The sequence below is a fragment of the Algoriphagus formosus genome (assembly GCF_002807035.1).
Classification (GTDB): Bacteria; Bacteroidota; Bacteroidia; order Cytophagales; family Cyclobacteriaceae; genus Algoriphagus; species Algoriphagus formosus.
In genome coordinates this window covers 557,236-577,249 of sequence record NZ_NIUC01000002.1, presented here as the reverse complement: position 1 = coordinate 577,249, position 20,014 = coordinate 557,236, and the positions used below count along the sequence as shown (strand labels likewise).

The following is a 20,014-nucleotide window of genomic DNA, read 5'->3' as shown; positions in this document are numbered from 1 at the left end:
CATAAATGCTTGTGGATTATCAAATTATCTCCAAAAGATGTCTGGTATAATAGGAAAAAAAGTAGGAATGACTAGCATTTTCAGTGCCGATGGACGTAACGTCGCATGCACGTTAATAGAGGCTGGTCCTTGCGTAGTGACGCAAGTAAAAAACGTTGAAACAGACGGGTACAACGCAGTGCAAATGGCGTATGGGGAGCGAAAGGAGAAGAATACTCCTAAGCCACTGATCGGTCACTTTAAAAAGGCCGGCACCACGCCAAAGCAGAAAGTTGTTGAGTTTCGGGATTTCCGGGTCGAGTTTGAAGGCCAGGTTGATCTTGGAGCTACGGTGAAGGCCGGAGAGGTATTTATTGAAGGAGACTTCGTAGATGCTATCGGTACTTCTAAAGGTAAAGGCTTCCAGGGTGTAGTGAAGCGTCACGGTTTTGCCGGTGTGGGTGGTCAAACTCACGGTCAGCACAACAGACAGCGTCACCCAGGATCCATTGGTGCTTGTTCTTGGCCATCCCGAGTATTTAAGGGAATGCGAATGGCCGGTAGAACCGGTGGAAATCGTGTGAAAGTATTGAACCTCAGAGTATTGAAAATTTACCCTGAGCAAAACCTCCTGTTGGTTTCAGGTTCAATACCAGGTCACAAAAACTCTTTCGTAATTCTAGAGAAGTAAGCCATGGAATTAGCAGTATTAAATCAACAAGGCCAAGATACCGGTAGAAAGGTACAATTGTCAGACGAAATCTTCGGGATTGAGCCGAATGACAATGCCATCTATCTGGATGTGAAGCAGTACCTGGCTAATCAGAGACAGGGAACACATAAATCAAAAGAGCGAAACGAAATCGCAGGATCTACCAAGAAGATCAAGAAGCAAAAAGGTACCGGTACAGCTCGTGCAGGATCTTTGAAGTCTCCGATTTTCAGAGGTGGAGGTAGAGTTTTTGGTCCTAAGCCCAGAAACTACTCGTTCAAATTGAACAAAAAAGTAAAACAACTTGCCAGAAAGTCTGCCCTTGCATACAAGGTGAAAGAAAATAGTCTTTCTGTTTTGGAAAACTTCAGCTTTGAAGCACCCAAGACTAAATCCTACCTGGCATTGCTTAATGGATTGGCGCTATCCGATAAGAAGACGCTGTTGGTTCTCCCAGAAGACAACAAAAACGTTTACCTGTCCAGCCGTAATATCCCAAAGGCAAAAGTTGTCAATGTAAATGATGTAAATACTTACGCTGTCCTTAATGCAGATCATTTGGTGCTTTGCGAAGGTTCTGTAAGTAAGTTGGAAACCATTTTATCAAAATAAGACAATGGACATTCTAAAGCAGCCTTTGATCACAGAGAAAGTTTCCGCTATGAACGAGCGTGGTGTCTATGGATTCGTCGTAGACCGTACCGCTAAAAAGCCGGAAATCAAAAACGCTATAGAAAAGACTTATGGTGTCAAAGTGGTATCTATTCGTACCATGCGTTACGCTGCGAAGCGTAAGAATCGCTACACCAAAGCAGGTATCGTTTCAGGATTTACCAATGCTTTCAAGAAAGCCTTCGTACAGGTAGCTGACGGAGAGGTAATCGACTTTTACGGAGAAATTTAATTGAATCAAGATCATGGCAATTAAAAAATTGAAGCCTGTAACAGCAGGAACGAGATTCAGGGTAGCTCCGGCGTTTGACGAGATCACCAAGTCAACGCCAGAGAAGTCCCTTCTTGCTCCACTGAAGAAATCAGGCGGTAGAAATAATCAAGGGAGAATGACTGCCCGCTATATCGGTGGTGGTCACAAGCGAAGACTGAGAATTGTAGACTTCAAGCGAAATAAGTTTGGAGTACCTGCTACAGTCAAAGCGATCGAATATGATCCAAATAGAACTGCCCGTTTGGCACTTCTTTACTATGCCGATGGTGCGAAAGCCTATATCATTGCTCCGGAAGGATTGCAAGTAGGACAGACTGTCATCGCTGGCGAAAGCGTAGCTCCTGAAGTGGGTAACGCTATGCCAATGGCTAACATCCCAATGGGTACAATTGTACACTGTGTGGAATTGAAGCCAGGTAAAGGTGCAGCAATGGTAAGAAGTGCTGGTGGATATGCTCAGATCGTTGCTCGTGAGGGCAAATATGTGACTTTGAAACTCCCTTCTGGTGAAATGAGAATGGTATTAGGTACTTGCATGGCCACTATCGGTACGGTATCTAATGGAGACCACATGAACGTGGTGCTTGGTAAGGCTGGTCGTAAGAGATGGCTCGGAAGAAGACCTCGAGTAAGAGGTGTAGCAATGAACCCTGTCGATCACCCAATGGGTGGTGGTGAAGGACGTTCATCCGGAGGTCATCCAAGATCACGTAACGGACTTCTTGCCAAGGGTAAGAAAACTCGTTCGCCTAAGAAGTATTCAAACAAGTTCATCATTAGTAAAAGATCTAAATAATCATGGCACGTTCATTAAAAAAAGGTCCTTATATCGAGCATCACCTTCTAAAGAAAGTGGACGCGATGAACGAGTCCGGCAAAAAATCTGTCATCAAGACTTGGTCTCGACGCTCCATGATTTCTCCGGATTTCGTAGGTCATACCTTCGCTGTGCATAATGGAAATAAATTCATTCCTGTATTTGTCACAGACAATATGGTAGGACACAAGCTGGGTGAATTTGCTCCGACGAGAAATTTCAGAGGCCACATTGCCAAAAAAGATAAAGGAAAGAGATAATCATGGAAGCAGTAGCAAGATTAAAAAACGTTCCTACCTCTCCGCGCAAAATGCGACTTGTCGCTGACTTGGTCAGAGGTAAAAGAGTAGGGTTGGCCCTCAGCATTTTGAAGTTCACTCCAAATCACGGAGCAATCCGTCTGGAGAAACTTCTTCTTTCCGCAGTGGCCAATTGGCAGGCTAAGAATCCTGATGCCAAATTGGAAGAAGCAGACCTTTACATCAAAACCATCATGGTAGATGAAGGAAGAGCGCTCAAGAGATTGAGACCTGCTCCCCAAGGCCGTGGACATAGAATCCGCAAAAGATCAAATCATGTGACTCTTGTAGTTGATGCATTCAACGACATGGACGTTACCGCTGATATAGTTGAAACAAACGAACAGGCAAATTAAGAACAAACTATGGGACAAAAGATCAACCCAATAGGATTGCGACTTGGTATTGTCAAGGGCTGGGACTCCAACTGGTACGGAGGAAAGGACTTTGCTGACAAACTATACGAAGATCAAAAAATCCGAAAGTACGTCCTTGCCAGAATTCCTAAGGGTGGAATTTCAAAAGTGATCATTGAGCGCACGCTTAAGAGAATCACCTTGACAATTCACACAGCCCGTCCAGGAGTAGTGATTGGTAAAGGTGGTGCCGAAGTAGATAAGCTTAAAGAGGAATTGAAAAAGCTTACTAACAAGGACATTCAGATCAATATCTTTGAAATCAAAAGACCTGAACTGGATGCCAAACTAGTAGGTGAGTCTATCGCTCAGCAGCTACAGGCACGTATCTCTTTCCGTCGCGCTATGAAGCAAGCTATTGCTGCCTCTATGCGAGTAGGAGCCGAGGGGATCAAAGTGAAGCTTTCCGGTCGTCTTGGTGGAGCAGAAATGGCTCGATCTGAGATGTACAAAGAAGGAAGAATTCCACTTCATACTTTAAGAGCAGACATTGATTACGCGATCTCTGAAGCACAGACTGTGTATGGAATCATCGGTATCAAAGTTTGGATCTTCAAAGGGGAAGTTTATGGAAAGCGTGACCTTTCTCCAAACGTAGGTGCCGGTCAGGATCCTAAGGGCCGTGGACCAGGTAAAGGAGATAGAGCTCCAAGACGTAGAAAAAGAAATAGCTAATTTTCACCGATAAGTGAGAAATCATGTTACAGCCGAAAAGAACTAAATATAGAAAAATGCAAAAGGGCCGTGTCAAAGGCATTGCACAAAGGGGGCATACGCTCGCTTTTGGCAACTTTGGCATCAAGTCTCTAGAAGCAGGATGGATTACATCCCGTCAGATTGAGGCAGCCCGTATCGCAATGACCCGTGCTATGAAGCGTGAAGGTCAGGTATGGATCCGGATTTTCCCGGACAAGCCTGTGACCAAGAAGCCTGCTGAAGTACGTATGGGTAAAGGTAAAGGTGCTCCTGAGTATTGGGTAGCCGTGATCAAGCCTGGAACAATCTTGTTTGAAGCTACCGGAGTCTCAATTGAGACTGCCAAAGAGGCACTCCGATTAGCTCAGCAGAAATTGCCAGTTAGCACAAAGTTTATTGTCCGTAGAGATTACGCAGAATAATCAGAACAATGAAATACGCAGAAATATCTTCACTTTCCGCAAGTGAAATCGCTGAGCGAATCAGCACTGAGAAAGCGAACCTGAGCAAGTTGAAATTTGCTCACTCAATTTCTCCAATTGAAAATCCTAACCGAATTGGTGAAACTAAGCGTCTTATCGCAAGATTGAAGACTGCATTAGCATCCAAATAATAGCTAACAGAAAAGAAAATGGCTACGATCGAAAGAAACCTTCGAAAAGAAAGAGTAGGTAAGGTCATCAGCAGCAAAATGGATAAGTCCATTACTGTAGCAGTAGAGCGTCGTGTGAAGCACGGCATCTATGGCAAGTTCGTTGCGAAGACTACCAAATTCATGGCTCATGACGAGAAAAACGAATGTAACACAGGTGACATCGTTAAGATCAGTGAAACTCGTCCGCTGAGTAAGAACAAGCGTTGGAGATTAGTTGAAATTATTGAAAGGGCTAAATAATCATGATACAGCAAGAATCAAGACTAAGCGTGGCGGATAATTCCGGTGCCAAAGAGGTATTGGTGATCCGTGTTTTGGGAGGTACGCGAAAGCGTTATGCTTCCATCGGCGACAAGGTGGTTGTGACTGTTAAATCAGCCCTATCTTCCAGCAATATGAAAAAAGGTACCGTTTCTAAAGCGGTTATCGTCCGTACTCGTAAAGAAATACGACGTAAAGATGGATCTTACATTCGTTTTGAAGACAATGCTGCTGTATTGTTGAACAACAACGATGAGCCAAGAGGTACCCGTATCTTCGGCCCAGTTGCTCGTGAGCTCCGTGAAAAGCAATATATGAAAATCGTTTCCTTGGCCCCTGAAGTACTATAATCATGGCAAGTAAAATCAACAAGCAGACAAAACTGCACGTGAAAACCGGAGACACTGTAAAAGTGATCGCTGGTGATGATAAAGGGAAAACAGGCAAAATCCTGGCTATTGATACCCAAAAGCAAAGAGCATTTGTAGAAGGAATCAATATGGTGACCAAGCATGTCAAGCCTACTGCCGCTAAACCACAGGGTGGAATCGAAAAGAAGGAAGCTTCTGTACACATCAGTAACTTGATGCTAGTAGACCCTAAAAGCGGTGAAGCTACCCGAATAGGTCGCAAAATGGGCGACAACGGTAAATTAGTAAGATACGCAAAGAAAACTGGGGAGGTGATCAATGGCTAATCCTAGAATGAAAGATAAGTACCTGAGCGAAATCGTTCCAGGGCTAAAAGAGAAGTTTCAGTACAAGTCTGTAATGCAAGTTCCTAAGCTGAGCAAAATTGTAATCAGTAAAGGTATCGGTGCTGCAGTAGCTGACAAGAAGTTGGTAGATCAGGGAGTAGAAGAGCTTTCATTGATCAGCGGTCAGCGTGCCGTTGCTACGATTGCTAAGAAATCCGTATCCAACTTTAAGCTTCGTGAAGGAATGCCTATCGGAGCGAAAGTGACTTTGCGTGGCGACAGAATGTATGAATTCCTTGATCGTTTGATGACAGTGGCATTGCCACGTGTACGTGACTTCAAAGGAATTTCTGACAAAGGTTTCGATGGAAGAGGAAATTATACTTTGGGAGTAACTGAGCAAATCATTTTCCCTGAAATCTCTATCGAAAAAGTAAATCGAATCTCAGGCATGGATATCACATTCGTGACTTCTGCACCGTCAGATGAAGAGAGCTTTGCACTTTTGAAAGCTTTCGGAATGCCTTTCGTAAACAAAAATAATCCAGAATAATATGGCTAGAGAGTCCATCAAAGCTCGTGAGAGAAAAAGAGAGCGCTTGGTAGCCAAGTATGCCCAAAAAAGAGCTGAGCTGAAAGCAGCTGGTGATTATGAGGCGCTTGACAAGCTTCCGAAGAACGCTTCTCCGGTAAGACTTCACAACCGATGCAAACTTACCGGTCGTCCGAAAGGATACATGAGAAAGTTTGGTATCAACCGTGTGACATTTAGGGAAATGGCTTCTGCCGGTAAGATCCCTGGTATCACGAAGTCCAGCTGGTAAAATCACGACAGTAGTTTTTATTTAAAAAATCAATTCGTAACTTTGCACGCCCAAAAATAGGGTGGAGCTAGACTAAAATACCATGACTGATCCAATAGCTGATTACTTGACTCGATTGAGAAATGCCATCAAGGCCTCTCATCGTATCGTGGAGATCCCTGCTTCTAATATTAAGAAGGAGATCACCAAAGTATTGCATGACAAAGGATATATCCAAAACTATAAGTTTGAAGATAACGGACCTCAAGGCACGATCAAGATCGCTTTGAAGTACAATCCTACTACTAAGCAAAATGCAATCGTAAACCTGACTCGCGTAAGTAAGCCAGGTCTTAGAAAATATGCAAAACACGATGAGCTACCCCGCGTGATCAACGGTTTGGGTGTGGCCATCATCTCTACCTCTAAAGGGGTAATGACTGATAAAGAAGCTCGCTCCGAAGGGATCGGAGGAGAAGTACTTGCCTACGTATATTAATTTACTATCATGTCACGAATAGGTAAAAAACCAATAAATCTACCCAGCGGTGTTACTGTAGACGTGTCTGCTCATGGAGTAGTCACTGTTAAAGGTCCAAAGGGTACACTAGTGCAGGAAGTCAATCCTGACATTAAAGTGACAGTAGAGGGAAATGATGTAGTCGTTTCTCGTCCTACTGAATCCAAAAGACATAAGTCGCTTCACGGTCTTTACAGATCATTGATCAATAACATGGTCATCGGCGTGTCTGAAGGATATAAGAAAGAACTTGAGCTTGTGGGTGTAGGTTACAAAGCCACTAACCAAGGACAAGTTCTTGAGTTGAACTTAGGGTATTCACACAATATCTTCTTCGCTTTGCCGGAGACTATTAATGTGAAGACTGAGACTGCTAAAGGTAAAAACCCGATCATCACCCTCGAGGCAATCGACAAGGAATTGATCGGACAAGTAGCTGCTAAAATCAGGTCTCTTAGAAAAATCGAGCCTTACAAAGGTAAAGGTGTTCGATTTGTTGGTGAACAAATTAGACGTAAGGCTGGTAAAACTGCCGCTAAAAAATAATAGGTTATGGCATTTAATAAGAATTCCAGAAGACTTAGAATCAAGCAGGGTATCCGTAGAAAAATTTCCGGTACCGATTCCAGACCTCGTTTATCTGTGTTCAAAAGTAACACGGGTATTTATGCACAATTGGTCGATGACCTTAAAGGACATACGCTTGCGCATGCATCTTCCAAAGAATTGGGAGTTGAGCGTAATATCAATGTAGAGATTTCTAAGGAAGTAGGTAAGAAACTTGCTGAGAAAGCTACTGCAAACGGTGTAAGTTCTGTGGTTTTTGACAGAAACGGTTATTTGTTTCACGGTAATATCAAAGCCTTGGCCGATGGAGCCAGAGAAGGTGGCCTTAAATTTTAATCAGCGATGTCTCAACTAAGAAAAAAGCCTATCAGGGCTACAGATACAGAACTTAAGGAAAAAGTCGTTGCTATCAACCGAGTAGCGAAAGTAGTGAAAGGTGGACGCCGATTCTCTTTCTCTTCTATCGTGGTAGTAGGTGACGGTAACGGTGTAGTAGGTTACGGATTGGGTAAGGCCAATGAAGTAACTGATGCAATTACAAAAGGAATCGAAGATGCTAAAAAGAACCTTGTGAAGGTACCAGTACTTAAAGGTACAATTCCTCACGAGCAAATTGGTAAATTCGGTGGTGGTTTGGTTCTTATCAAGCCAGCAGCAGCAGGTACAGGTGTAATAGCCGGTGGTGCGATGCGTGCAGTATTGGAATCAGCTGGCGTCACTGACGTTTTGGCTAAGTCTAAAGGATCTTCCAATCCTCACAACGTAGTGAAAGCTACTATCGACGCTTTGATGAATTTGCGTGATGCTATTGCAGTATCTCAGCAGCGAGGAGTGAAAATGTCTAAAGTTTTTAACGGATAATCTCATGGCCAAGATAAAAATCACGCAAGTTAGATCTACCATCAAAAGACCAAAGGATCAAAAAGCTACGATTACTGCTTTGGGCCTTGGACGAATTAGCAAATCTGTAGAGGTAGAAAATACTCCTCAGATTGCAGGGATGGTTAAGAAAGTCAATCACCTAGTAAAAGTAGAGGAGGTTTAATCATGAAATTACATACATTAAAACCAGCTGAAGGATCTACTAAAAACCGAAAGAGAATCGGTAGAGGTCCTGGTTCTGGACGAGGCGGTACCTCCACAAGAGGTCACAAAGGTGCTAAATCTAGATCTGGATATAAGAAGAAGCTTGGATTTGAAGGTGGTCAGATGCCACTTCAGAGAAGAGTTCCTAAATTTGGATTCAAAAGTTTGAATAGGGTAGAGTACAAGCCAATTAATTTGGATACCTTGCAGGCCCTTGCAGAAACTCACAATCTAGAAACGCTTGACTTTGCTACTTTGGTTGCACATGGTGTTGCTTCTAAAAATGACAGAGTAAAAGTTCTAGGTGGTGGTGAATTGAGTTCAAAAGTTGCTGTTTCTGCACACGCTTTCTCGGCATCTGCCGTTGAAGCTATTGAAAAAGCAGGCGGTTCCGTCAATAAGATTTGATTAAATGAAAAAGTTTATTTCGACAGTTAAGAATATCTTTTCAATCGAAGACCTTCGGGTGAGAATTCTCAATACGATTGGGTTCCTAATTATTTTCCGATTAGGTTCCTTTATCGTTTTACCTGGTGTCGACCCCTCTAAGTTGGGAGGTCCTCAGGAAGGTATCTTCGGTTTGATTGATACGTTTCTAGGTGGTGCCTTTAGTAATGCATCCATCTTCGGATTGGGTATCATGCCCTACATCTCTGCTTCCATCGTGTTGCAGCTTTTGACTGTCGGAGTACCCTATTTCCAGAAGATGCAAAAAGAGGGTGAATCTGGTCGTAAAAGAATCAATCAGATAACCCGAGTTTTGACTATTCTGATCACTATTGCTCAAGGTATCGGTTACGTTACTGCCACGATTTTGCCGACAGGCGCAGTTATGGTAAGTACCGGATTGTTCATGTTCAGTTCATTGGTATTGCTTTCTGCAGGTACTATGTTCTGTATGTGGTTGGGTGAGAAGATTACTGAAAAAGGAATCGGTAATGGTATTTCCATGCTGATCATGATCGGTATCATCTCTAGATTCCCAGGTGCAATTATCGCCGAGGTTCTTGAAAAGGGATCTTCAGGTCTACTTCTACTATTGATCGAAGCTGCCGTTCTCTTCTTCGTAGTTGTCGGGGTAGTGGCATTGACAGAAGCTACACGTAGAATTCCTGTACAATACGCTAAGCAAGTTGTAGGTGGTAAAGTATATGGTGGACAGCGACAGTACATTCCTATTAAGGTTAATGCTTCTGGTGTGATGCCCATTATCTTTGCCCAGTCATTGATGTTTGTTCCTGCCTTGATCGCTCAGATTTGGGCTGGAGAGAGTGATATTGCCAATTACATTGGTACTACCTTCTCTGACTTTACTTCTTGGCAGTACAATCTTGTATTCGCAGTGATGATCATCGTCTTTACTTTCTTCTATACCGCTATTACAGTTAATCCTGAGCAAATAGCTGAAGACATGAAGAGAAATGGAGGTTTTGTACCTGGTATCAAGCCTGGTGCTCCTACCTCTGAATTCATCGATGGTATCATTTCTAAGATCACGCTTCCAGGTTCTATCCTATTAGCTGTAGTTGCCATTCTTCCTGCTCTTGCGATTATCGCAGGTGTTGGTGGTGAGTTTGCTCAGTTTTATGGAGGTACATCGCTTTTGATTATGGTAGGTGTGATTATGGATACGCTTAGACAGATTGAAAGTTATTTGCTAATGCGTCACTATGAAGGAATGATGAAGAGCGGTAATATGAAGAACAACGCTTCGAATTACCAAGTAGCTTAACATGATTCATTATAAAACCTCTGAGGAGGTTCAAAAGATAAAAGAGAGTGCTGATATCTTGGCGAAAGCCCACGGGGAAGTAGCCAAGCATGTCAAAGTAGGGGTAAAGACCTCTTACTTAGATAAAATTGCTGAAGAGTTTATCAGGGATCATCAAGCCGTTCCTTCTTTCAAAGGTTATGGCGGTTTCCCCGCTTCACTCTGTATTTCTGTGAATGAAGTAGTAGTTCACGGATTTCCCAGCGAGTATGAATTGAAAGATGGCGATATAATCTCGATAGATTGTGGAGTCTTTCACCAAGGTTTTCATAGCGATTCCGCTTATACGTATCCCGTAGGTGAAGTATCATCCCCAGTCTTAGATTTATTGCGCGCCACCAAAGATTCATTATATCTGGGAATCGAAAAGGCAGTTTTTGGCAATCGTATTGGAGATATTGGGAATGCCATTCAGAAGTTTGTAGAGGCCAAAGGTTATACCGTCGTTCGCGAGCTGGTAGGACATGGTCTAGGAAAGAATCTTCATGAAGCACCTGAAGTCCCTAATTATGGCAAAAAAGGTAGTGGTCCATTGCTTAAAGACGGCATGGTCATAGCTATCGAGCCGATGGTCAATCTTGGTACACGAAATATCGTGCAAGAACGAGATGGTTGGACTATTCGGACTGCCGATCGAAAGCCGTCAGCACATTATGAGCATACGGTTGCGATCTTTGAAGATCGTACTGAAATATTGACTTCGCATAAGTACATAGAAGAGAACTATAAATTCTAATATGGCTAAACAAACTTCAATCGAACAGGACGGTACTATAATCGAGGCCTTGTCCAACGCGATGTTTAAAGTAGAGCTGGAAAATGGACATCAGCTCATTGCACACATATCTGGAAAGATGAGGATGAATTATATCAAAATCCTTCCAGGTGACCGGGTTAAGCTGGAGCTTTCTCCATACGACCTTTCCAAAGGCAGAATTGTATACAGATATAAGTAAAAGCAATAAAGTCTGGCCTCAAACCAGGTTTTATATTGCCTTAAAAAAACAACTAATAAGCATATGAAAGTAAGGGCATCTATCAAAAAGAGAAGCGCTGACTGTAAGGTGATCAGAAGAAAAGGAAAGCTTTACGTCATCAACAAAAAGAATCCTAAGTTTAAACAAAGACAAGGTTAAGATTATGGCTAGAATTGCAGGTGTAGATATACCAGACCATAAGCGAGGCGAAATCGGGCTTACCTATATCTTCGGTATCGGTAGAAGCTCAGCCAGAGCGATCCTAAGTAAAGCTGGAATTTCCTTTGACAAGAAGGCTGGCGAATGGGATGACGACGAGTCCACTACTATCCGAAATATCATTTCGGAAGAATTCCGGACTGAAGGTGTTTTGAAATCTGAAGTTCAACTGAACATCAAGCGATTGATGGATATCGGTTGCTACAGAGGCTTGAGACACAGAAAAGGCCTTCCTGTGCGTGGTCAAAAGACCAAAAACAACGCCAGAACAAGAAAGGGTAAGCGTAAAACTGTTGCTAACAAGAAGAAGGCAACTAAATAAAACCTGAATTAGATTATGGCTCAGAAAAGAAACGATAAATCGAAAGGTAAAAAGCGAGTTGTAAAAGTTGAAGCAGTAGGCCAAGCTCATATCAAAGCCTCATTCAACAATATCATCATCTCCATTACCAACAATGCTGGACAAGTGATCTCTTGGGCGTCTGCCGGTAAAATGGGATTCAGAGGTTCAAAGAAAAACACTCCTTATGCTGCGCAAATGGCCGCTCAAAACTGCGGACAAGTTGCTTATGACTTGGGAATGAGAAAAATTGAGGTCTTTGTCAAAGGTCCTGGTTCCGGTCGTGAATCAGCTATTCGTACGTTGCAAAATGTGGGATTGGATGTGACTACCATTATCGACGTGACTCCTATGCCACATAACGGTTGTAGACCTCCTAAGCGTAGACGAGTTTAATTTTAAAAAAGAAAAAGAATGGCTAGATATACAGGTCCTAAATCCAAGATCGCCAGAAAATTTGGCGAGCCTATCGAAGGGCACAGCAAAGCACTTCAGAAGAAAAACTATCCTCCTGGACAGCACGGAAGAGGTAGAAGAAAGAAGCAGTCTGAATACGCAATCCAGCTTGCTGAAAAGCAAAAAGCAAAATACATCTATGGTGTATTGGAGCGCCAGTTCGCCAAAATGTTTGACATCGCATCTCGTAAGGGCGGTATCACCGGTGAAAACCTTCTTCAACTTCTAGAGGCAAGACTTGACAACACCGTTTACAGAATGGGAATCGCTCCTACTCGTAGAGGTGCAAGACAGCTTGTTTCTCACAAGCACATCCTTGTGAATGGTGAGGTGGTAAATATTCCGTCTTACTCATTGAAGCCCGGAGACGTGGTTTCAGTACGTGAGCGTTCGAAATCTCTTGAAGCTATCACGAGTAGTCTTGCAGGCAACTCTGGTGCGCAGAGATACTCTTGGCTTGAGTTTGATAAGCCTACTTTGACGGGTAAGTTTGTTAGCATCCCTGTTCGTGACGATATTCCTGAGAATATCAAAGAACAGCTGATCGTCGAACTTTACTCTAAGTAATATTTCCTATTTTCAGCAAAAAACAACGAACAATATATGTCCATATTAGCATTTCAAATGCCCGAGAAAGTGGTAATGGAGAAAGCCGATGACTTCCATGGCCTCTTCACTTTTAAGCCACTAGAAAAAGGGTATGGAGTTACTATCGGTAACGCTCTGAGAAGGATATTGCTTTCTTCGCTGGAGGGTTATGCCATCACTTCCATCAAGATTCCTGGAGTGGTGCATGAGTTTTCTACCATCGAAGGTGTAGTGGAAGATGTGACCGACATTATTTTGAACCTGAAGCAGGTGCGTTTCAAGAAAGTTCACGAAGCTTTTGACGGAAAAATCACTGTGGAGGTAAAAAACCAGTCTGTCTTCACTGCTGGGGACATTGCCAAGTTCACCTCTTCTTTTGAGATCTTGAATCCGGATTTGGTAATCTGTCACATTGACGAGTCCAAAACTTTCGAAATTGAACTCACTATCGAAAAGGGTAGAGGATACCTACCTGCTGAAGAGTCCAAACCAAAGGAGCAAGTGTTCGGTCAAATCGCAATCGATGCCATCTTTACACCGATTAAGAATGTAAAGTATAGTGTAGAAAATACGCGAGTTGAGCAGAAAACTGACTTCGAAAAACTAATCTTGGAAGTTTCTACAGATGGATCGATCCACCCTGAGAAAGCACTTCAAGAATCTGCTAAAATTCTGATTCAACACTTCATGTTGTTTTCTGACCAGACCATGGTCTTGGATTCAACGGGAATTGCTGAGCCAGAGCCAATTGATGAGGAATTCCTTCACATGCGTAAGCTTCTTAAAACTTCATTGAGTGATCTTGACCTTTCCGTAAGAGCATTCAATTGTCTCAAAGCAGCTGACGTGAAGACCTTGGGTGATCTTGCTAAGTTGGAAATTTCTGATATGATGAAATTCAGAAACTTCGGTAAGAAGTCACTTGCAGAATTGGAGCAGTTGATCCAAGACAAAGGATTGACCTTTGGGATGGATATTTCAAAGTATAAACTTGATGAAGAATAAATAAAATGAGACACGGCAAGAAATTCAACCACCTTGGAAGAAAGGCAGCCCACAGGAAAGCAATGCTCTCCAATATGGCCACGTCCTTGATTCTTCACAAGCGTATCTCTACCACGCTTGCAAAGGCTAAAGAATTAAAAAAATACGTAGAGCCTCTTATTACGAGAGCAAAAGAAGATACTACTCACAATCGTCGAGTTGCATTTTCTTACCTTAAAAATAAGGATGGTATCAAGGCACTATTTGGTGAAGTAATCGCGAAAGTGGGTACTCGTCCAGGTGGTTACACTAGAATCATCAAAACTGGATTTCGTCTTGGTGATAATGCTGAGATGTGTATCATCGAATTGGTTGACTTCAATGAGCTGATGTTGAAAGATAGCAAGCCAGCTAAGAAGACTACCAGAAGATCTCGTAGAGGTTCAGGTTCTAAGGCTACTGAAACTGCATCTGCAGCTCCAGCGGCTGAGAAGAAGGAAGCAGCTCAAGCAGCTGAAACTTCAACTAAAGAGCCTACAAACGAGGCAGATGATGCTTCTAATGAGTCAAATGAAGAATCTGAGAAAAACTAAATGGTTGATCTCTGAATATAATTAAAGGATTGGACGTTAGTTCAATCCTTTTTTTATGCCCATAGATTCCTCACCTTCTCAGAAATATTTAACTTTGGCCAATCCTTCACATCATGATAAAAAAGAAAGCTACCCTATTACTTGCAGATGGAACAATTTTCCATGGCTCGCTGATCGGAAATCCAGGTACAAATGGTGGAGAAATTTGCTTCAACACCGGTATGACTGGATACCAAGAAATTTATACCGACCCATCCTACACCGGACAGGTGATTGTGACCACTACCTCCCATATAGGCAATTATGGTGTCCATAATGAGGAAGTAGAATCAGACCATCCAACGATTGGTGGTATCGTGGTGAATAGTTTTTCCGAGATCTACTCTAGACTAGATGGTCATGGTTCATTGCAGGACTATTTGGTTTCCAATGGCATCACCGGAATTGCAGATATTGATACTAGAAAGCTCGTGAGACATATCCGTTCTCAGGGTGCGATGAATGCCATCATCAGTTCTGAGTATGAAGGAGATTTGGAAGGCCTTAAAGCGGAATTAGAAAAGCTTCCAGATATGAATGGGCTGGAACTTTCCTCTCAAGTCTGTACAAAGGAACCTTACTTTTTTGGCAATGAGGATGCTCCTATCCGCGTTGCTTGTCTGGATTTCGGAATCAAAAAGAATATTCTTCGAAACCTCGCTTCGCGTGGTGTCTACTGCAAGGTTTTCCCCGCTAAAACCTCGCTAGCCGAAATGGAGACTTGGGCACCTGATGCTTACTTCCTATCCAATGGACCTGGTGATCCTGCTGCCATGGATTATGCGGTGGAAACTGTTAAGGATGTTTTAGCTACGAATAAGCCTGTCTTTGGGATCTGCCTTGGACATCAATTGCTTGCAGAAGCGGTAGGAATTTCTACCTTCAAGATGCACCATGGTCATAGAGGCATCAATCATCCGATTAAGAATCTCTTTACAGGGAAAAGTGAAATCACCTCTCAAAACCATGGTTTCAATATCGTAAGAGAGGACGCCGAAAAACATGCAGAAGTCGAAATCACACACGTTCATCTGAATGATAATACCGTGGCAGGGATCAAGCTTAATAACAAACCCGCTTTCTCTGTACAGTACCACCCCGAGTCTTCTCCGGGACCGCACGATTCCCGCTATCTTTTCGATGACTTTATCGCATTAATCAATAAAAACTAATCTCAAACCTTTTATACTATGACTTTGATTCAATCAATTCATGCAAGACAAATCCTCGACTCTAGAGGAAATCCTACTATCGAGGTAGATGTCGTTACTGAAAATGGCGCATTTGGCCGAGCTGCAGTACCTAGTGGTGCTTCTACCGGTGCCAATGAAGCTGTAGAACTTAGAGACGGAGACAAAAATGTATACTTGGGCAAAGGCGTTCTAAAAGCCGTTGCCAATGTCAATGATATCATCGCATCCGAGCTTGTTGGCTTTGATGTCTTTGAGCAAAACTTGATCGATCAGATCATGATTGAGCTTGATGGCACTCCAAACAAAGGCAAATTAGGGGCAAATGCTATTTTGGGTGTTTCACTTGCTGTGGCAAAAGCTGCTGCGATGGAATCAGGACAGCCTTTATACCGATACATCGGTGGCGTAAATGCCAACACACTTCCAGTTCCAATGATGAACATCATCAACGGAGGATCTCATTCTGATGCACCTATTGCATTTCAGGAATTTATGATTCGTCCCGTTGGAGCAGAAAGTTTCTCTGAGGCCATCCGAATGGGAGCTGAGATTTTCCATCACTTGAAGAAGATTCTTCACGATAAAAATCTGGTGACTGCAGTAGGGGATGAAGGTGGATTTGCGCCGAATTTCTCTGGTGGAACGGAGGAAGCACTAGGAAGTATTCTAGATGCAATCTCAAAAGCTGGCTACAAAGCTGGAGAGCAAGTCACAATCGCTTTGGACTGCGCTGCTTCTGAGTTTTTTGTGGATGGCAAGTACGATTATTCCAAATTTGAAGGTCCATCTGGTCAAGTTCGTTCCAGAGAAGAGCAAGTGGCTTATTTGGCTGAGTTGACTGAAAAGTATCCAATCGACTCGATCGAGGATGGGTGTGCAGAAGATGACTGGGAAGGTTGGGCAATGCTGACTGCCAAAATCGGTGATCGTGTGCAGTTAGTTGGTGACGATCTTTTCGTGACTAATGTGAAGTTTTTGGAGCGTGGAATCCAAGAGAAATCTGCCAACTCAATCTTAATCAAGGTTAATCAGATCGGTACATTAACTGAGACGATCAATGCTGTGAATATGGCTCATAAGGCTGGGTTTACCGCTGTGATGTCTCACAGATCCGGTGAAACTGAAGATTCTACCATCGCAGATTTGGCGGTAGCTTTAAATACTGGACAGATTAAGACTGGATCAGCTTCTCGATCTGATCGTATGGCTAAGTACAATCAATTGCTAAGAATCGAAGAGCAATTAGGTGAATCAGCTGTATTTAAAGGACGCCTTAAATAAATTCGATTTCAATCGATGAATAGCATTTAAGCTTTAAGACAGACTTTATATGGAAAGGCAGCTGATTGGCTGCCTTTCATTTTTTAATCTTTGATGCTATAGGAACAAATATTCTCTCTGAAGTCAATCCAGAGGCTTCAATTCTGTCAGTTGTAAGTAATATGCGCTGAAAAGGGCTGTGATTTAAAAAAAAAACGGTCCTCAAATCAGAATTATTTTTGATGAAGATATTTGCCTTAACTTAACTTTTTCCGAAAATCATCTAGGCTGATATCCCAGGTTTTTGGAAAATCAGCAGATTTCCAAGTGGCTTCAGTACCTCCATCGATGATGATGTATTGACCGACAATAAATTTGGAATTATCCAGTAAAAGAAATTTGACCAAAGGAGCGATATCCTCAGGCTTAGGAATGCTTCCAAGAGGTTTAGGAAGCATATTTATTCCCGCTGCCTTTCTGGGATCTTTCAGGTCATTCTCTATCAAAGGTGTGAGTACGGCTCCAGGAGCAAGGATATTCATACTAATGCCTGATTCAGCCCAAGAAGACGCCGCTTTTCTAGCCCAAAATGTAATGGCCGTTTTGCTGACTTGATAAGTCCAATGAGGGTATTTCGACATCAACTTCATGGCCTTTGCTTTATCCATTGCTAACAAAGCTTCTACGGGTTCCAATGGAATTTCAGGTGTCACTACCACTGAGTTAGACGAATTGATCAAAACCCTTCCATTTTTATTTTTAGAGAGGTACGGCTTCAACCCTTCCAATAATTGGATGATGCCAAAATAATTCAATCCAAAAACCAACTCAGCATTTTCATTATCCATACCTGCATTTGCAAACACTCCATCAACTTTTCCTCCGGTCAGGTGGATGATTTGTTCGATTGCCTGCTTTACTCCTTCCTGGGAGGATAAATCTGCCTGTATTTCTTCACCCGCTACCTGTGATATACCTATCACATTGGCTCCAAATTCTTGGAGAAGTTCTTTGCTGGCCTTTCCCATGCCACTGCTTGAACCAGTGACGATGATGTTTTTTTGCTCTTGCATATTTTATGAGTTTAAAATGTGACTGTTTCAAAAATCATTTCATTAGCGAACCCGGTCCTTTACTTTCATATTTTAATGTAGCTTCCACGCTTTCTTGAATAGCTTTGTGAATATCTTCCTCTTGAAATTGAAGGAAGTTCATCGAATAAGAAGGAGTGATATAAAAGTCCAAACTCTCCCACTCCAGCAATTTGATAGGATCATAGGCACTTTCCTTACCCATGCTTTTCAATGCTTTTGCTTGCTTTTTCGCTTTTTCCAAAAAGTATTCAGCGGGTTTATCTTTTATTGGCACCTTAGAGCCAAGTACTGAAGCAAAATGTTCAAAAATCTCTCGATACTTGAGATTGACATTTCCGATAGGAAAGAACCTTTTTCCAATTGATAGTTCACAGGCATTTGCAGCAGCAATCCCCACCTGATTCATTGTAATGCATGCAGTTCCTCCACTATGGACGGCAACTTCCTCCGTTGCTGTTTGGATCATATCGATGTAAAAATTCCATAGCGTACCTTTTCCCGGCGCAGCTCCAAAAATATAGGGCAACTCTAAAACACCTACTTCCCAATCTGGTGGGGTTTGGTTCATTACTAATTCCGCTTGTTCTACTCTGGATTTGACATATGGGCTGTAGTCAGGAATTCTCAGATCTGGAGAGATTCGATCCATATACGTATAATAAGAGCCCAACACAATGAGCTTCTTAGATCCTATCAGTTTCATTGCTTCGATGAGGTCTTCAATGGGTTTCACATTCTGTTTCCTATAACCTTCTATAGCCGGAATATCAAATAGAGCACGCCCATCGGCACCTGCCGCGTGGATCACCACATCGCTTCCCTTTAGAAGTTCAGCCAACTGTTTTATACTTAATGTGCTTGTATCTACAAGTTCAATTTTTGTCTCTTTTGGTAAAAAACCAGGCTTAGGAGGCTCCCCTATCCCAATAGCCTGAACGAGGTGACCTCTGCTGTATAGATGCTTGGCAACAAAATGTCCTAATTGACCTGTACCACCGATAATTGATACTAAGAGGGGATTTGGTTGATGCTCATTTTTCATAGCGATTTGTTGATTTAATCTGTGAAATACTCAGGGTAGAAGACTCATTAGCCTTATTTGAACCAAGGTTTGTAGGACACTGACTTTGTGAACTGAAACTCTAATCCATCCTGTTTTCAATAGAAATATAATTATTTAAAAAAAAACTTTTTATTTTTCCTTAATTATGAAAAAAAAACTTTTATTTTTATTCAAACTTTAAATTATATGTCACTTACAAATCTTTTCGATCTAAAAAACAAAGTTGCCATCGTCACGGGAGGTGGAAATGGCATCGGTAAGGCAAGCGCCTTAATTCTTGCACAGGCAGGTGCTGCAGTAGCAGTAAGCGATTTGAAACTTTCAGATGCTGAAGAAGTAGCTGAAGAAATCAAAAAAGGTGGCGGAAAAGCCATTGCGGTGGAGTGTAATGTTACCGACGATGATCATTTGGTCAATCTCGTGGAGCGTACAGTCAAAGAACTAGGCGGGGTTCATATTCTGATCAATAACGCCGGTGGCGGAGGAGGAGGAAGGGAGAGCCCTTTCAAGATCGATGTAAAAAGATTTGCTTGGGTTTTTGAACTTAATCTTTTTTCTGCGTGGAGATTATCTCAGCTCTGCGCTCCTCATATGAAGGACGGTGGATATGGATCGATTGTCAATATCACTTCGATGGGCTCCATCAATAAAAGTCCAAACATGAGTGCATACGCTGGATCAAAAGCAGCACTGAACCATATGTCGGCCAATCTTGCCTATGACTATGGTCCCTTTGGGATTAGAGTCAATTGCGTCGGACCGGGAGCTACAAAAACTGCTGCATTAGCAAGTGTACTTACACCGGAAATTGAAGAAAAAATGCTAGCAGGTACACCGATCAAGAGACTTGGAGAAGTGGAAGATATCTCTGGGGCTGTCCTCTATTTCGCTGCCCCTATTTCTGAATGGGTAAGCGGTCAGGTACTATTTGTAAATGGTGGTGGTGTCCAAACCCTCGATTAATACCTATTCTCAACTTAAAT

The 20,014-nt window shown here is 42.5% G+C and carries 34 protein-coding genes; 32 read left to right on the top strand and 2 right to left on the bottom strand.

Going from position 1 to position 20,014, the window contains the following annotated elements; all coding sequences use genetic code 11:
- Positions 1-37 precede the first annotated feature (37 nt).
- The 31 genes from rplC to eno all read left to right on the top strand — a co-directional run bounded on the left by rplC (position 38) and on the right by eno (position 16,895).
- On the top strand, positions 38-670 hold the full coding sequence (gene rplC / locus CDH51_RS08660) for a 50S ribosomal protein L3 (RefSeq protein WP_026945203.1): 633 nt from the start codon (positions 38-40) through the stop codon (positions 668-670).
- Positions 671-673: 3 nt separating this feature from the next.
- Complete coding sequence (gene rplD, locus CDH51_RS08655) at positions 674-1,303, top strand: 50S ribosomal protein L4 (protein ID WP_026945204.1); 630 nt, start codon at positions 674-676, stop codon at positions 1,301-1,303.
- A gap of 4 nt (positions 1,304-1,307) precedes the next feature.
- On the top strand, positions 1,308-1,595 hold the full coding sequence (gene rplW / locus CDH51_RS08650; protein WP_024284769.1) for a 50S ribosomal protein L23: 288 nt from the start codon (positions 1,308-1,310) through the stop codon (positions 1,593-1,595).
- Positions 1,596-1,608: 13 nt separating this feature from the next.
- On the top strand, positions 1,609-2,433 hold the full coding sequence (rplB, locus tag CDH51_RS08645; RefSeq protein WP_024284770.1) for a 50S ribosomal protein L2: 825 nt from the start codon (positions 1,609-1,611) through the stop codon (positions 2,431-2,433).
- Between the two features lie 2 nt (positions 2,434-2,435).
- Positions 2,436-2,714: a 30S ribosomal protein S19 gene (rpsS, locus tag CDH51_RS08640; protein ID WP_024284771.1), complete on the top strand. Its 279-nt coding sequence runs from the start codon at positions 2,436-2,438 to the stop codon at positions 2,712-2,714.
- A gap of 2 nt (positions 2,715-2,716) precedes the next feature.
- Positions 2,717-3,109: a 50S ribosomal protein L22 gene (gene rplV / locus CDH51_RS08635; protein ID WP_024284772.1), complete on the top strand. Its 393-nt coding sequence runs from the start codon at positions 2,717-2,719 to the stop codon at positions 3,107-3,109.
- A gap of 9 nt (positions 3,110-3,118) precedes the next feature.
- On the top strand, positions 3,119-3,844 hold the full coding sequence (gene rpsC, locus CDH51_RS08630; protein WP_024284773.1) for a 30S ribosomal protein S3: 726 nt from the start codon (positions 3,119-3,121) through the stop codon (positions 3,842-3,844).
- A 23-nt stretch (positions 3,845-3,867) separates the two neighbouring features.
- On the top strand, positions 3,868-4,287 hold the full coding sequence (rplP, locus tag CDH51_RS08625) for a 50S ribosomal protein L16 (RefSeq protein ID WP_026945207.1): 420 nt from the start codon (positions 3,868-3,870) through the stop codon (positions 4,285-4,287).
- A gap of 8 nt (positions 4,288-4,295) precedes the next feature.
- A complete protein-coding gene (gene rpmC, locus CDH51_RS08620; protein WP_024284775.1) occupies positions 4,296-4,478 on the top strand; it encodes a 50S ribosomal protein L29 in 183 nt (60 codons plus the stop codon).
- A gap of 18 nt (positions 4,479-4,496) precedes the next feature.
- Positions 4,497-4,760, top strand: a complete 264-nt coding sequence (gene rpsQ / locus CDH51_RS08615) for a 30S ribosomal protein S17 (protein WP_100628252.1) — start codon at positions 4,497-4,499, stop codon at positions 4,758-4,760.
- Between the two features lie 2 nt (positions 4,761-4,762).
- Complete coding sequence (gene rplN / locus CDH51_RS08610; RefSeq protein WP_024284777.1) at positions 4,763-5,131, top strand: 50S ribosomal protein L14; 369 nt, start codon at positions 4,763-4,765, stop codon at positions 5,129-5,131.
- Positions 5,132-5,133: 2 nt separating this feature from the next.
- A complete protein-coding gene (gene rplX, locus CDH51_RS08605) occupies positions 5,134-5,478 on the top strand; it encodes a 50S ribosomal protein L24 (protein WP_024284778.1) in 345 nt (114 codons plus the stop codon).
- Positions 5,471-6,031: a 50S ribosomal protein L5 gene (gene rplE / locus CDH51_RS08600; protein WP_026945208.1), complete on the top strand. Its 561-nt coding sequence runs from the start codon at positions 5,471-5,473 to the stop codon at positions 6,029-6,031. The genes rplX and rplE overlap by 8 nt, the downstream gene beginning before the upstream one ends.
- A gap of 1 nt (position 6,032) precedes the next feature.
- Complete coding sequence (gene rpsN, locus CDH51_RS08595; RefSeq protein ID WP_024284780.1) at positions 6,033-6,302, top strand: 30S ribosomal protein S14; 270 nt, start codon at positions 6,033-6,035, stop codon at positions 6,300-6,302.
- Between the two features lie 82 nt (positions 6,303-6,384).
- A complete protein-coding gene (gene rpsH / locus CDH51_RS08590) occupies positions 6,385-6,780 on the top strand; it encodes a 30S ribosomal protein S8 (RefSeq protein WP_026945209.1) in 396 nt (131 codons plus the stop codon).
- Between the two features lie 9 nt (positions 6,781-6,789).
- The gene (gene rplF, locus CDH51_RS08585; RefSeq protein ID WP_024284782.1) at positions 6,790-7,347 is read left to right on the top strand and encodes a 50S ribosomal protein L6; all 558 of its coding nucleotides are present in this window, start codon (positions 6,790-6,792) and stop codon (positions 7,345-7,347) included.
- A 6-nt stretch (positions 7,348-7,353) separates the two neighbouring features.
- Positions 7,354-7,704 carry a 50S ribosomal protein L18 gene (gene rplR / locus CDH51_RS08580; RefSeq protein WP_024284783.1) on the top strand — a complete coding sequence of 117 codons (351 nt, stop codon included), beginning with the start codon at positions 7,354-7,356 and terminating at the stop codon, positions 7,702-7,704.
- 6 nt (positions 7,705-7,710) lie between these two features.
- The gene (rpsE, locus tag CDH51_RS08575; RefSeq protein ID WP_024284784.1) at positions 7,711-8,229 is read left to right on the top strand and encodes a 30S ribosomal protein S5; all 519 of its coding nucleotides are present in this window, start codon (positions 7,711-7,713) and stop codon (positions 8,227-8,229) included.
- Between the two features lie 4 nt (positions 8,230-8,233).
- Entirely contained in the window at positions 8,234-8,413 is a 180-nt protein-coding gene (gene rpmD / locus CDH51_RS08570; protein ID WP_024284785.1) for a 50S ribosomal protein L30, read from the top strand.
- 2 nt (positions 8,414-8,415) lie between these two features.
- The gene (gene rplO / locus CDH51_RS08565; protein WP_100628251.1) at positions 8,416-8,862 is read left to right on the top strand and encodes a 50S ribosomal protein L15; all 447 of its coding nucleotides are present in this window, start codon (positions 8,416-8,418) and stop codon (positions 8,860-8,862) included.
- 4 nt (positions 8,863-8,866) lie between these two features.
- The gene (gene secY, locus CDH51_RS08560) at positions 8,867-10,186 is read left to right on the top strand and encodes a preprotein translocase subunit SecY (RefSeq protein WP_100628250.1); all 1,320 of its coding nucleotides are present in this window, start codon (positions 8,867-8,869) and stop codon (positions 10,184-10,186) included.
- Position 10,187: 1 nt separating this feature from the next.
- Positions 10,188-10,961 (top strand): type I methionyl aminopeptidase, encoded by a 774-nt coding sequence (gene map, locus CDH51_RS08555; protein ID WP_026945213.1) that lies wholly within the window; start codon positions 10,188-10,190, stop codon positions 10,959-10,961.
- Position 10,962: 1 nt separating this feature from the next.
- Positions 10,963-11,181 carry a translation initiation factor IF-1 gene (infA, locus tag CDH51_RS08550; protein ID WP_008202999.1) on the top strand — a complete coding sequence of 73 codons (219 nt, stop codon included), beginning with the start codon at positions 10,963-10,965 and terminating at the stop codon, positions 11,179-11,181.
- 63 nt (positions 11,182-11,244) lie between these two features.
- A complete protein-coding gene (gene ykgO / locus CDH51_RS08545) occupies positions 11,245-11,361 on the top strand; it encodes a type B 50S ribosomal protein L36 (protein ID WP_081701372.1) in 117 nt (38 codons plus the stop codon).
- A gap of 4 nt (positions 11,362-11,365) precedes the next feature.
- Positions 11,366-11,743 carry a 30S ribosomal protein S13 gene (gene rpsM / locus CDH51_RS08540; RefSeq protein ID WP_024284789.1) on the top strand — a complete coding sequence of 126 codons (378 nt, stop codon included), beginning with the start codon at positions 11,366-11,368 and terminating at the stop codon, positions 11,741-11,743.
- Positions 11,744-11,758: 15 nt separating this feature from the next.
- Positions 11,759-12,157, top strand: a complete 399-nt coding sequence (rpsK, locus tag CDH51_RS08535) for a 30S ribosomal protein S11 (RefSeq protein ID WP_024284790.1) — start codon at positions 11,759-11,761, stop codon at positions 12,155-12,157.
- Positions 12,158-12,175: 18 nt separating this feature from the next.
- Positions 12,176-12,784 carry a 30S ribosomal protein S4 gene (gene rpsD, locus CDH51_RS08530; protein WP_026945214.1) on the top strand — a complete coding sequence of 203 codons (609 nt, stop codon included), beginning with the start codon at positions 12,176-12,178 and terminating at the stop codon, positions 12,782-12,784.
- Positions 12,785-12,820: 36 nt separating this feature from the next.
- Positions 12,821-13,810, top strand: coding sequence for a DNA-directed RNA polymerase subunit alpha (locus CDH51_RS08525; protein WP_026945215.1), 990 nt, complete (start codon positions 12,821-12,823; stop codon positions 13,808-13,810).
- 5 nt (positions 13,811-13,815) lie between these two features.
- Complete coding sequence (gene rplQ / locus CDH51_RS08520; RefSeq protein WP_100628249.1) at positions 13,816-14,382, top strand: 50S ribosomal protein L17; 567 nt, start codon at positions 13,816-13,818, stop codon at positions 14,380-14,382.
- 113 nt (positions 14,383-14,495) lie between these two features.
- Positions 14,496-15,593 carry a glutamine-hydrolyzing carbamoyl-phosphate synthase small subunit gene (gene carA, locus CDH51_RS08515; protein WP_100628248.1) on the top strand — a complete coding sequence of 366 codons (1,098 nt, stop codon included), beginning with the start codon at positions 14,496-14,498 and terminating at the stop codon, positions 15,591-15,593.
- 18 nt (positions 15,594-15,611) lie between these two features.
- Positions 15,612-16,895, top strand: a complete 1,284-nt coding sequence (gene eno / locus CDH51_RS08510) for a phosphopyruvate hydratase (protein ID WP_100628247.1) — start codon at positions 15,612-15,614, stop codon at positions 16,893-16,895.
- A gap of 236 nt (positions 16,896-17,131) precedes the next feature.
- On the opposite strand, the gene CDH51_RS08505 is transcribed toward eno, so the two are convergent.
- Together CDH51_RS08505 and CDH51_RS08500 are read right to left on the bottom strand one after the other, a co-directional pair.
- On the bottom strand, positions 17,132-17,947 hold the full coding sequence (locus CDH51_RS08505; protein ID WP_100628246.1) for an SDR family oxidoreductase: 816 nt from the start codon (positions 17,945-17,947) through the stop codon (positions 17,132-17,134).
- Positions 17,948-17,981: 34 nt separating this feature from the next.
- The gene (locus CDH51_RS08500; RefSeq protein WP_100628245.1) at positions 17,982-19,010 is read right to left on the bottom strand and encodes an NAD-dependent epimerase/dehydratase family protein; all 1,029 of its coding nucleotides are present in this window, start codon (positions 19,008-19,010) and stop codon (positions 17,982-17,984) included.
- Positions 19,011-19,217: 207 nt separating this feature from the next.
- On the opposite strand from CDH51_RS08500, the gene CDH51_RS08495 reads away from it, so the two are divergent.
- Complete coding sequence (locus CDH51_RS08495) at positions 19,218-19,994, top strand: glucose 1-dehydrogenase (protein ID WP_100628244.1); 777 nt, start codon at positions 19,218-19,220, stop codon at positions 19,992-19,994.
- Positions 19,995-20,014: the final 20 nt, after the last annotated feature.

Excerpts from the sequence above, each read along its gene's own strand:
- rplC (WP_026945203.1), top strand. The coding sequence starts at position 38 with ATGTCTGGTATAATAGGAAAAAAAGTAGGAATGACTAGCATTTTCAGT.
- rplD (WP_026945204.1), top strand. The coding sequence starts at position 674 with ATGGAATTAGCAGTATTAAATCAACAAGGCCAAGATACCGGTAGAAAG.
- rplW (WP_024284769.1), top strand. The coding sequence starts at position 1,308 with ATGGACATTCTAAAGCAGCCTTTGATCACAGAGAAAGTTTCCGCTATG.
- rplB (WP_024284770.1), top strand. The coding sequence starts at position 1,609 with ATGGCAATTAAAAAATTGAAGCCTGTAACAGCAGGAACGAGATTCAGG.
- rpsS (WP_024284771.1), top strand. The coding sequence starts at position 2,436 with ATGGCACGTTCATTAAAAAAAGGTCCTTATATCGAGCATCACCTTCTA.
- rplV (WP_024284772.1), top strand. The coding sequence starts at position 2,717 with ATGGAAGCAGTAGCAAGATTAAAAAACGTTCCTACCTCTCCGCGCAAA.
- rpsC (WP_024284773.1), top strand. The coding sequence starts at position 3,119 with ATGGGACAAAAGATCAACCCAATAGGATTGCGACTTGGTATTGTCAAG.
- rplP (WP_026945207.1), top strand. The coding sequence starts at position 3,868 with ATGTTACAGCCGAAAAGAACTAAATATAGAAAAATGCAAAAGGGCCGT.
- rpmC (WP_024284775.1), top strand. The coding sequence starts at position 4,296 with ATGAAATACGCAGAAATATCTTCACTTTCCGCAAGTGAAATCGCTGAG.
- rpsQ (WP_100628252.1), top strand. The coding sequence starts at position 4,497 with ATGGCTACGATCGAAAGAAACCTTCGAAAAGAAAGAGTAGGTAAGGTC.
- rplN (WP_024284777.1), top strand. The coding sequence starts at position 4,763 with ATGATACAGCAAGAATCAAGACTAAGCGTGGCGGATAATTCCGGTGCC.
- rplX (WP_024284778.1), top strand. The coding sequence starts at position 5,134 with ATGGCAAGTAAAATCAACAAGCAGACAAAACTGCACGTGAAAACCGGA.
- rplE (WP_026945208.1), top strand. The coding sequence starts at position 5,471 with ATGGCTAATCCTAGAATGAAAGATAAGTACCTGAGCGAAATCGTTCCA.
- rpsN (WP_024284780.1), top strand. The coding sequence starts at position 6,033 with ATGGCTAGAGAGTCCATCAAAGCTCGTGAGAGAAAAAGAGAGCGCTTG.
- rpsH (WP_026945209.1), top strand. The coding sequence starts at position 6,385 with ATGACTGATCCAATAGCTGATTACTTGACTCGATTGAGAAATGCCATC.
- rplF (WP_024284782.1), top strand. The coding sequence starts at position 6,790 with ATGTCACGAATAGGTAAAAAACCAATAAATCTACCCAGCGGTGTTACT.
- rplR (WP_024284783.1), top strand. The coding sequence starts at position 7,354 with ATGGCATTTAATAAGAATTCCAGAAGACTTAGAATCAAGCAGGGTATC.
- rpsE (WP_024284784.1), top strand. The coding sequence starts at position 7,711 with ATGTCTCAACTAAGAAAAAAGCCTATCAGGGCTACAGATACAGAACTT.
- rpmD (WP_024284785.1), top strand. The coding sequence starts at position 8,234 with ATGGCCAAGATAAAAATCACGCAAGTTAGATCTACCATCAAAAGACCA.
- rplO (WP_100628251.1), top strand. The coding sequence starts at position 8,416 with ATGAAATTACATACATTAAAACCAGCTGAAGGATCTACTAAAAACCGA.
- secY (WP_100628250.1), top strand. The coding sequence starts at position 8,867 with ATGAAAAAGTTTATTTCGACAGTTAAGAATATCTTTTCAATCGAAGAC.
- map (WP_026945213.1), top strand. The coding sequence starts at position 10,188 with ATGATTCATTATAAAACCTCTGAGGAGGTTCAAAAGATAAAAGAGAGT.
- infA (WP_008202999.1), top strand. The coding sequence starts at position 10,963 with ATGGCTAAACAAACTTCAATCGAACAGGACGGTACTATAATCGAGGCC.
- ykgO (WP_081701372.1), top strand. The coding sequence starts at position 11,245 with ATGAAAGTAAGGGCATCTATCAAAAAGAGAAGCGCTGACTGTAAGGTG.
- rpsM (WP_024284789.1), top strand. The coding sequence starts at position 11,366 with ATGGCTAGAATTGCAGGTGTAGATATACCAGACCATAAGCGAGGCGAA.
- rpsK (WP_024284790.1), top strand. The coding sequence starts at position 11,759 with ATGGCTCAGAAAAGAAACGATAAATCGAAAGGTAAAAAGCGAGTTGTA.
- rpsD (WP_026945214.1), top strand. The coding sequence starts at position 12,176 with ATGGCTAGATATACAGGTCCTAAATCCAAGATCGCCAGAAAATTTGGC.
- CDH51_RS08525 (WP_026945215.1), top strand. The coding sequence starts at position 12,821 with ATGTCCATATTAGCATTTCAAATGCCCGAGAAAGTGGTAATGGAGAAA.
- rplQ (WP_100628249.1), top strand. The coding sequence starts at position 13,816 with ATGAGACACGGCAAGAAATTCAACCACCTTGGAAGAAAGGCAGCCCAC.
- carA (WP_100628248.1), top strand. The coding sequence starts at position 14,496 with ATGATAAAAAAGAAAGCTACCCTATTACTTGCAGATGGAACAATTTTC.
- eno (WP_100628247.1), top strand. The coding sequence starts at position 15,612 with ATGACTTTGATTCAATCAATTCATGCAAGACAAATCCTCGACTCTAGA.
- CDH51_RS08505 (WP_100628246.1), bottom strand. The coding sequence starts at position 17,947 with ATGCAAGAGCAAAAAAACATCATCGTCACTGGTTCAAGCAGTGGCATG.
- CDH51_RS08500 (WP_100628245.1), bottom strand. The coding sequence starts at position 19,010 with ATGAAAAATGAGCATCAACCAAATCCCCTCTTAGTATCAATTATCGGT.
- CDH51_RS08495 (WP_100628244.1), top strand. The coding sequence starts at position 19,218 with ATGTCACTTACAAATCTTTTCGATCTAAAAAACAAAGTTGCCATCGTC.